This window comes from Brevundimonas sp., from assembly GCF_023259385.1.
Taxonomy (GTDB): Bacteria; Pseudomonadota; Alphaproteobacteria; order Caulobacterales; family Caulobacteraceae; genus Brevundimonas.
In genome coordinates, this window is the sequence record NZ_JAHFPF010000005.1 from 1 (window position 1) to 7464 (window position 7464).

General features: G+C 69.5%; 12 protein-coding genes. 6 read left to right on the forward strand and 6 right to left on the reverse strand.

Translation table 11 applies throughout. The features are described 5' to 3' along the window. Positions 1-117: 117 nt before the first annotated feature. Positions 118-969 (reverse strand): neutral zinc metallopeptidase, encoded by an 852-nt coding sequence (locus Q0C81_RS00545; protein WP_291832247.1) that lies wholly within the window; start codon positions 967-969, stop codon positions 118-120. An 80-nt stretch (positions 970-1049) separates the two neighbouring features. Further along, positions 1050-1445, reverse strand: coding sequence for a hypothetical protein (locus Q0C81_RS00550; protein WP_291832248.1), 396 nt, complete (start codon positions 1443-1445; stop codon positions 1050-1052). A 104-nt stretch (positions 1446-1549) separates the two neighbouring features. Between Q0C81_RS00550 and Q0C81_RS00555 the strand changes: the two genes are divergently transcribed. After that, on the forward strand, positions 1550-1750 hold the full coding sequence (locus Q0C81_RS00555) for a hypothetical protein (protein WP_291832249.1): 201 nt from the start codon (positions 1550-1552) through the stop codon (positions 1748-1750). Here the strand turns inward: Q0C81_RS00555 and Q0C81_RS00560 are convergent. After that, the gene (locus tag Q0C81_RS00560) at positions 1711-2361 is read right to left on the reverse strand and encodes a methyltransferase (protein WP_291832250.1); all 651 of its coding nucleotides are present in this window, start codon (positions 2359-2361) and stop codon (positions 1711-1713) included. The genes Q0C81_RS00555 and Q0C81_RS00560 overlap by 40 nt on opposite strands. 98 nt (positions 2362-2459) lie before the next feature. On the opposite strand from Q0C81_RS00560, the gene Q0C81_RS00565 reads away from it, so the two are divergent. Continuing rightward, positions 2460-2672, forward strand: coding sequence for a ParD-like family protein (locus Q0C81_RS00565; protein ID WP_291832251.1), 213 nt, complete (start codon positions 2460-2462; stop codon positions 2670-2672). Beyond that, the gene (map, locus tag Q0C81_RS00570) at positions 2669-3475 is read left to right on the forward strand and encodes a type I methionyl aminopeptidase (protein WP_291832252.1); all 807 of its coding nucleotides are present in this window, start codon (positions 2669-2671) and stop codon (positions 3473-3475) included. Before Q0C81_RS00565 ends, map begins: the two co-directional genes overlap by 4 nt. Positions 3476-3494: 19 nt before the next feature. On the opposite strand, the gene Q0C81_RS00575 is transcribed toward map, so the two are convergent. Then, positions 3495-4448, reverse strand: coding sequence for a fatty acid desaturase family protein (locus tag Q0C81_RS00575; RefSeq protein WP_291832253.1), 954 nt, complete (start codon positions 4446-4448; stop codon positions 3495-3497). Positions 4449-4582: 134 nt separating this feature from the next. Here Q0C81_RS00575 and Q0C81_RS00580 point away from each other — a divergent pair, with 134 nt between their 5' ends. The 3 genes from Q0C81_RS00580 to Q0C81_RS00590 are packed head-to-tail and all read left to right on the forward strand — an operon-like array spanning position 4583 to position 6163. After that, on the forward strand, positions 4583-4987 hold the full coding sequence (locus Q0C81_RS00580; RefSeq protein ID WP_291832254.1) for a hypothetical protein: 405 nt from the start codon (positions 4583-4585) through the stop codon (positions 4985-4987). Continuing rightward, on the forward strand, positions 4987-5184 hold the full coding sequence (locus Q0C81_RS00585; protein WP_291832255.1) for a helix-turn-helix transcriptional regulator: 198 nt from the start codon (positions 4987-4989) through the stop codon (positions 5182-5184). Before Q0C81_RS00580 ends, Q0C81_RS00585 begins: the two co-directional genes overlap by 1 nt. Positions 5185-5215: 31 nt before the next feature. Then, complete coding sequence (locus tag Q0C81_RS00590; protein ID WP_291832256.1) at positions 5216-6163, forward strand: alpha/beta hydrolase; 948 nt, start codon at positions 5216-5218, stop codon at positions 6161-6163. Here Q0C81_RS00590 and Q0C81_RS00595 read toward each other — a convergent pair whose 3' ends face one another. Together Q0C81_RS00595 and Q0C81_RS00600 are read right to left on the reverse strand one after the other, a co-directional pair. Continuing rightward, positions 6164-7012: a DUF3298 and DUF4163 domain-containing protein gene (locus Q0C81_RS00595; RefSeq protein ID WP_291832257.1), complete on the reverse strand. Its 849-nt coding sequence runs from the start codon at positions 7010-7012 to the stop codon at positions 6164-6166. A gap of 11 nt (positions 7013-7023) precedes the next feature. Beyond that, on the reverse strand, positions 7024-7464 hold a 441-nt coding region (locus Q0C81_RS00600), incomplete at its 5' end, for a UbiA family prenyltransferase (protein WP_291832258.1).

Below are 7464 nucleotides of genomic sequence, written 5' to 3' on the forward strand. Positions count from 1 at the left end.
CGATCAGCAGGGCGGAGCCGACCTTGAGGACAAGGCGGCGCGAGGCGGCGAGGGCGGAGGCGGCGGAGGAGGACACGGATCGACCTTGCCGCGCCGTGTGCGCCGCAACAAGACGTTCTAGAGGTTGCTGAACGTGTCGCAGACCGCCGGATCGCCGCTGTCATAGCCGCGCCGCAGCCAGGCCATGCGGTCGGCGGACGAGCCGTGGGTGAAGCTGTCTGGCGAGACCCGGCCGCCCGAGCGGCGTTGCAGGGTATCGTCGCCGATGGCCGAGGCGGTCTTCAGACCCTCTTCCATATCTCCGGCGGTCAGGGCGACCTGGCCGTTCGAGACCGCCGAGGCGTTGGCGGCCCAGACGCCGGCGTAGCAGTCGGCCTGGAGCTCCAGCGCGACAGAATAGCGGTTGGCCTCGGCCTCACCCGAGGCGCGCTGCTGGGCCCGCCGCACCTGATCCGAGGCGCCGGTCAGGGTCTGGACGTGGTGGCCGTATTCGTGGGCGATCACATAGGCGCGGGCGAAGTCGGCCCCCGAGGCCCCCAGCTGGGTCTCCATCTCCTGCCAGAAGCCGAGATCCAGATACACGCGGCGGTCGGTGGGGCAGTAGAAGGGGCCCATGGCCGACTGGCCCATGCCGCAGCCGGTCTGGGTGCCCTGTTCGTACAGGACTACGGTCGGCGGCTGATAGCCCTGCAGCTTGGTGCGCCAGACGTCGTCGATGTTGGCCCCGATCACATCGACGAACTGGCCGGCCTGATCCTGCGGCGTGCCCGCCTTGCCTTCCTGCTGTTCAGCGCCGACGCCGCCCAGCTGGCTGGTGATCTGCTGGGTGGTCGAGGGATCGATCCCGAACACGAAATAGCCGATGGCCGCCAGAACCAGGGCGCCGACGCCCCCGCCGGCCAATCCCACCGGGCCCATGCCGCGCCGGTCCTCGATATTGCCGCCGCGGCGGCCGCCTTCCCAACGCATGACCCGTCCTCCCTCGCCTCAGACCGTGAGCGAAGCCGTAACGCGGTCCGGACGCAAGGGATGCGCCCGATTTCCGCCTGCTAATTCGGTCGGCGGTCCAGCCAGGCGTCGATCTGGCCGACGCCCGCTTCCGTGGCGCGGCGGCGCTCGGTCGCAGAGCGGCGCAGGGCCTGTTCGTCCTCCGGCGCGCGCAGGGCGCGGGGCGCGGAGGGAACGTAGGGATCGGCGGTGCGGCGGCTCTGGAGATCCATGCGGTTCAGCCGGGTCTCGAGTTCGAGCTGACGCGCGGTGGCCTCGCGCTGGTCCGCCTGCAGGCGCAGGCGATCCATCTCGTACCGGTGCTGCTCGGCCTGCCAACGGTGCTGCTCATAGGCGGACGCGCCCGGCGGCGGGATCTGGGCCAAGGTCTGGGCCTGGGCGACATTGGCCAGCAAGAGCGGCGCGGCGACGGCGGCGAGGATCAGGGCGCGGGTCATGATCCGAAGGTGGTCCCGCGAGGCCGGATATCCAAGCGTGGCCGGAACCGGACCGGCCCGATTCCGGTTGTGGAAATGGAGCGTCGTCCGCAAAGGAGCCTGCCGTGACCACTTCCCCCGCTGATCCGGGTTTCAGCCGCGATCCGGAACTGGAACAGGCGCGCGGAACCGGGCGTCCGGCGAAGTCGGAGATGTCGGGCGAGGATCACACAGATGATCCGGCCCCCGAGCGGCACATCCATTTCTCGCCCGATCCCGAGCAGGATCAGGCCATAGACCAGACCGACGAGCGCTTGATCTCCTGATCCTCGAGCTCGCGCGTGGTCTGCACGCGGTATTCGGCGAGGAAGTCGAGGCCGGTCTTGGGGAAATAGGTCCGGCCCGGGTCGCCGATCAGGACGCGGGTTCCGTCGGCGCGGGCCTGGCCCAGCCAGTCCAGCACCCGTTCGGTCATCGGCGCCTCGTAGCAGACGTCGCCGGCGCAGATGACGTCGACCGGCGGCGGCGGGGCGTCGAGCAGGTTCCGGTCCGTGAAGGACAGGGCGACGCCGTTGGCCTGGGCGTTCAGCGCCACCGCCGCCGCGCAGAACGGATCGATATCCGCGCCGAGGGCGGAGACCGCGCCCGCCTTCATCGCCGCGATGCCGACCAGTCCCGAGCCGGTGGCGAAGTCCAGCACCTGCTTGCCGGCAACTTCGGACGGATTATCCAGCAGCCAGCGCGCCACCGCCTGTCCGCCCGCCCAGGCGAAGGCCCAGAAGGGCGGCGGCAGGCCCAGTTCGCCCAGCTCTTCCTCGGTCAGCCGCCAGATCGGGGTGATCTCGTCGGCCAGCCACAGCGAAATCTCCGGCGCATGCGGCACGGCCTGCAGCCGGGTGTTGGCGAGGATGAAGGCGGTCGGATCAGTGATGGCCATGGGGCTCCCTAGCACGCCGGGCGACGCGGAACCCGGCTTGCCGCGCCGCAGGCCCGGCTATATGAAGCGTATACGTATCGTATATTCAGGAGCGCCCGATGGGGATCGTCAACATCGAGGATGAGCTGCACGAGCAGCTACGCCGGGCCAGCCGGGCGTCGTGCCGGTCGATCAACGCCCAGGCGGCGTTCTGGATCAGGATCGGCATGTTGGGCGAGCTGAATCCTGGCCTGACCTTCCAGGAGCTGGCGGCGCGCGAGCTGAAGGCCGCGGGCGTCGGCGCCGCCGATCTGACGGGCGCGGCGGCGTGATCAAGACGCCGGCCGAGGTCGAGGTGATGGCGGAGGCCGGGCGTCTGCTCGCCTCGGTGTTCGCCCATCTGGATGCGCTGCCCCTGGCGGGCATGGACACGCTTCAGGTCAACGACCTGGTCGAGGCCTTCATCGTGGAGCGGCTTCAGGCCCGCCCCGCCAGCAAGGGTCAGTACGGCTACGGCTTCGTGCTGAACAGTTCGCGCAACGCCGTCGTCTGCCACGGCGTGCCGTCGCGCGACGATGTCCTGCGGGACGGCGACATCGTCAATTTCGACATCACCCTGGAGAAGAACGGCTTCATCGCGGACTCCAGCAAGACCTATTTGATCGGCGAGGTGGCGCCCCCGGCGAAGGGGCTGGTCCAGACCACCTATGAGGCAATGTGGAAGGGCATTCGCGCGGTGCGTCCGGGCGCGACCCTGGGCGATGTCGGGCATGCGATCGAACAGCACGCCAAGCGCGCCGGCTATTCGATCGTGCGCGACTACTGCGGCCACGGCATCGGGCGCGAGATGCACGAGGCGCCGCAGGTGCTGCATTTCGGAAAGCCGGGGACCGGCCTGAAGCTGCGCGAGGGCATGGTCTTCACCATCGAGCCCATGCTGAACCAGGGCCGCCGGACGGTGCGCACCGAGGCGGACGAATGGACCGTCGTGACGGAGGACGGGAAGCTGTCCGCCCAGTTCGAGCATACGGTGGCGGTCACCCGCGACGGCTTCCGCGTGCTGACCCTGCGGGCGGAAGAGGCGCGGCCCACCCGCGAGCGGCGGCGCGCCGTGGGGGGGCTGGTCGGCCGATAGGGCCGCGACGCCAGATGGCCTAGGAGGAGTTCCGGGCGCTGGCCGCGCGCAGCACCTCGACGTAGCCGCCGGCCACCTCCATCCGCTCGCCCTGCGGCTTGCTCCGTACGGCCCGATGCAGGGCCGGCAGCCGCCAGCAGGGGACGTGCATGAACAGGTGATGCTCGGCGTGGAAATTGACCCAGTAGGGGGCGATGAAGGCGCGCTCCCACCAGCTTGCGCGGGTGGTGCGGGCGGCGCGGAAGGGGTCTTCGGCCGAACCCTCGACGCAGGCGTGTTCGGCGATGTTGCGCAGGCGGGTGACCATCGGGAACCAGGTCGCCATCGGCAGCAGCCACAGCACGAAATACGCCCACCAGATCCCCGCCAGCGTCAGCCCCGCCAGCAGGGCCAGGTTGACCAGCAGGAAGGGCAGGATCGAACGCCCGGTGACGATCGCCTCATAGTCATGATCGTCGGTGGCTCTTGCCGCCCTGGCGCCGCGCATCGCGGCCAGGGGCAGCAGCACCCGCTGCTTGAAGAAGGTCTGTCCGGTCAGGTCGCGCACGATCTTGCGGCGCAGGGAGGCGGGCGAGACGGGGAAGGGCGCCGACAGCACCAGATCCGGGTCCTCCGGCTGCTGGGCGAAGCGGTGGTGCGACAGGTGATAGGGGCGGTAGGCGTCCAGCGAGGCGCCGATCGGCACGGCGCACAGCCAATGGCCGAGAAAATCGTTCAGCCGCGTGTTCGTCGACAGGCCGCCGTGCGCCGCCTCGTGCATCAGGATGGCCAGACCCAGCTGGCGCGTGCCGATGACGGCCACGCAGAACGGGATCAGCACCGGCCACAGCACGCCGGCGGCGACCGCCAGCGCGATGACGCCCCAGCAGTGCGCGACCAGCAGCGGCCCGACCCAGGCGCGGCGCGTCTGGAACGGCGCCCATTCCTGGGGCGTGAACAGATCGGTCGGACGGGCGCGGGGCGCGGCGGGCATGAAGCCAGGATACGTCCGTCCAGTCCGTGCGCAAAGAGGACGGTCCATTGTCGGGCGATCCTGACATGAAGTCAGGTTGACATGACATTTTGGCGGTGTAAGGTCAGCCTTACATTCAGTCAGGAGAAGCTGTCATGATCAAATCCAGTCCCGGTTGGACGCCCGCCGCGCGCCGGTACGTCTTTCGCACCCTCGCCTTCATGGGCGGCTATGTCGCCATCATCATCGCGGTGTCGTCCAATGCGTTCGACGACATCCGGAACACCCCGGCGGCCTGGGCGCTGGCTCTAACCGTTTCGGCGCCCGTGATCGGCCAGATCTGGGCGACCTTGGCCCTGATGCGCGAGTCGGACGAGTTCGTGCGGGCGGTGACGGCCAAGCAGTTCATCGCGGCCACCGGCCTGACCATGGCCGCCGCCACCGTGTGGGGTTTCGGAGAGACCTTCGCGGGCGCGCCCCACATTTCGACCTGGCTGATCTACCCGGCTTTCTGGGCCTCGTTCGGGCTGGTCGCGCCGTTCATTCGGGCGTCCAACTGATGAAGAACCGTCTGAAGCTTCTGCGGGTCGAGCGGGACTGGACCCAGGAACAGCTCGGTCAGGCGCTGGGCGTGTCCCGGCAGGCCGTGAACGCGCTGGAGACCGAGAAACACGACCCCTCGCTGGACCTGGCCTACCGCATCGCCGTGCTGTTCGACCGGCCGGTCGAGGACATCTTCGAGAACCCCCACGCCTGACGCCGTCAGGCTCATCTTCAAGGACATCGTCATGCTGCATCACCGCCACTTCGTCGGGCGTTCGACCTTCCGCGCCCTGTTCATGGCTTCCGCCGCCGTCGCGGCGATCGGCGGGGGCGTCCTGTTCGCCACCGATGTGTGGGCCGAACCGGCCGCCGCAACGGCGCCCGCCCCCTTCGTCTCAGACCGGCTGTCGGTCGAGGTCGTGGGCCAGGGGCCGGACCTGATCCTCATCCCCGGCTTCGGCTGTTCGCGGGAGGTGTGGCGCGCCGAGGCCGAGCGGCTGAAGGCGTCGCATCAGGTGCACCTGGTGCAGCTGGCGGGTTTCGCCGGCGAGCCGTGGACCCACGGCGACGGCCCGTTCGTCCAGCCGGTCGTCGATGAGCTGGCCCGCTACATCCGCGATCAGGGGCTGACCGCGCCGGCCGTCGCCGGACACTCTATGGGCGGCCTCAGCGCCCTGATGCTGGCGCAGCAGAAGCCCGAACTGGTCGGCAAGGTGATGACGGTCGACAGCCTGCCCTTCTTCAGCGCCCTGTTCGGCCCGCAGGCGACGGTCGAGGGCGCGCGGCCCTACGCCGAGCAGGCCGCAGCCGGAATGCTGGCCGCCGACGACGCGAGCTTCCGGGCCGGGCAGGTCCGGGGCGCGGTCGGCTATTCACGCGATCCGCTGACGCGGGAGCGGATGGTGGAATGGAGCATGGCGAGCGATCGTCACGCGATGGCGGCGGCGATCCGCGACGTCATGCTGACCGACGTCCGACCCGGACTGGCGACAATGACCACGCCCGTCTGGGCGCCCTATGCCTCGGACGCCGACGGCGGCGCGCCCGCCGCGATGGCGGACGCCCTGTGGCGGCAGGAATACGCGACCTTGCCGGGCGTGCGCCTGACCCGGGTGGACGGCAGCCGGCACTTCATCATGAGCGACCAGCCGGCGAAGTTCGCCGAGCTGATGGATCAGTTCCTGGCGAACTAATTAGCGGGCGGGGCCGGCGACGGGGGTGACGTCGCCGGCCTTGGCCAGCCGCCCCCCGAACTCATCGGCGTAGCCCACGGCCAGCAGCGACCGGAAAGTGGTCGCCGGAATGGCGATCTCATAGGCGCCCTCGACGCGCGGTCCGACCTGATAGGGGCCGATCAGGAAGGTCAGGCCCGCCGCCTTGCCCGGCGTATCGCCCGGCGTCAGTACGAACTCGGTGACCGCGGCGCGCGGGCAGGAGCCCGGCTTGTCGCCCAGGTTGATGGAGGCGCTGTCGGGCACGCGGGCGCGCTTGGCCGTGTTGATCGCGGAGCACAGGGCCTGATCCAGCACCGTCAGGTCGGCGCCGCGCCGGAACAGGTCAGTGAAGCCGATCTGCCGCTTCAGCGCCTTGTCCCACAGGATGCCGCCGGTCAGGGTGTTGGGATTGGCGCCGCCCGAATAGTCGAAATCGACGCGCTTGAGGCTGAACAGCTTGCCGGTCTCACCCGCGACGGTCAGTTCGACGATCTTCTGGTAGAGCGGAATGTCGGCGTCATCGCCGGCCTCGGTGCGGGCGCCCTGGGCGCCCTCGATGAACTGACGCAGTTTGCGGACTTCCTCGGCGTAGAGGCGGGCGTGCAGGTCGGTCTGGCTCTTCAGCCCCTCAGGCAGTTTCAGGCTGACGTCGGCCCACGGCGTCTTGGACGCGAAGGTCATGGGGGCGGCGGCGTCGGCAGGGGTCTCCACGGCGCCGACGACGGGCGGAGCGGCCGGGGCCTTGTCCGTTTCGCGGTCGCGGTTGCAGGCGGCCAGGGTGGCGGCGACCGCGGCGGCGATCAGAAGGGCGCGAACGGGGGAGGACATGCGGATCTCCTTCAAAGCGGAAGCTGCACAGAACCGAGGATGATGGCGAGAAGCAGGACCAGCCCGGCCTCCCGGTTCGATTTGAACAGGGCCAGGGCGAACGGGCCGTCGTCGGGCCGGATGGATCGGGTCTGCCACGACAGATGCAGGGCGTAGCCGGTCAGGCCGACGTAGAAGAGCGGGCCGAGCCCGGCCAGCAGGCCCGCCAGCGCGGCGAAGACAACCGCCAGCAGGTAGAAGACGCCGACGCCGAGACGCACGTTCGAACCGAGGCGGCGGGCCGAGGACTTCACCCCGACCATGGCGTCATCCTCGATGTCCTGCAGGGCGTAGATGGTGTCGTAGCCGAGGGTCCAGAAGACGCCGCCCGCGTAGAGGGCGAGGGCAGCCAGGGTCACCGCGCCTCCCCGCAGAAGCCAGTCGCTGTGCGCGTCGAAAACCTCAGTGATGAC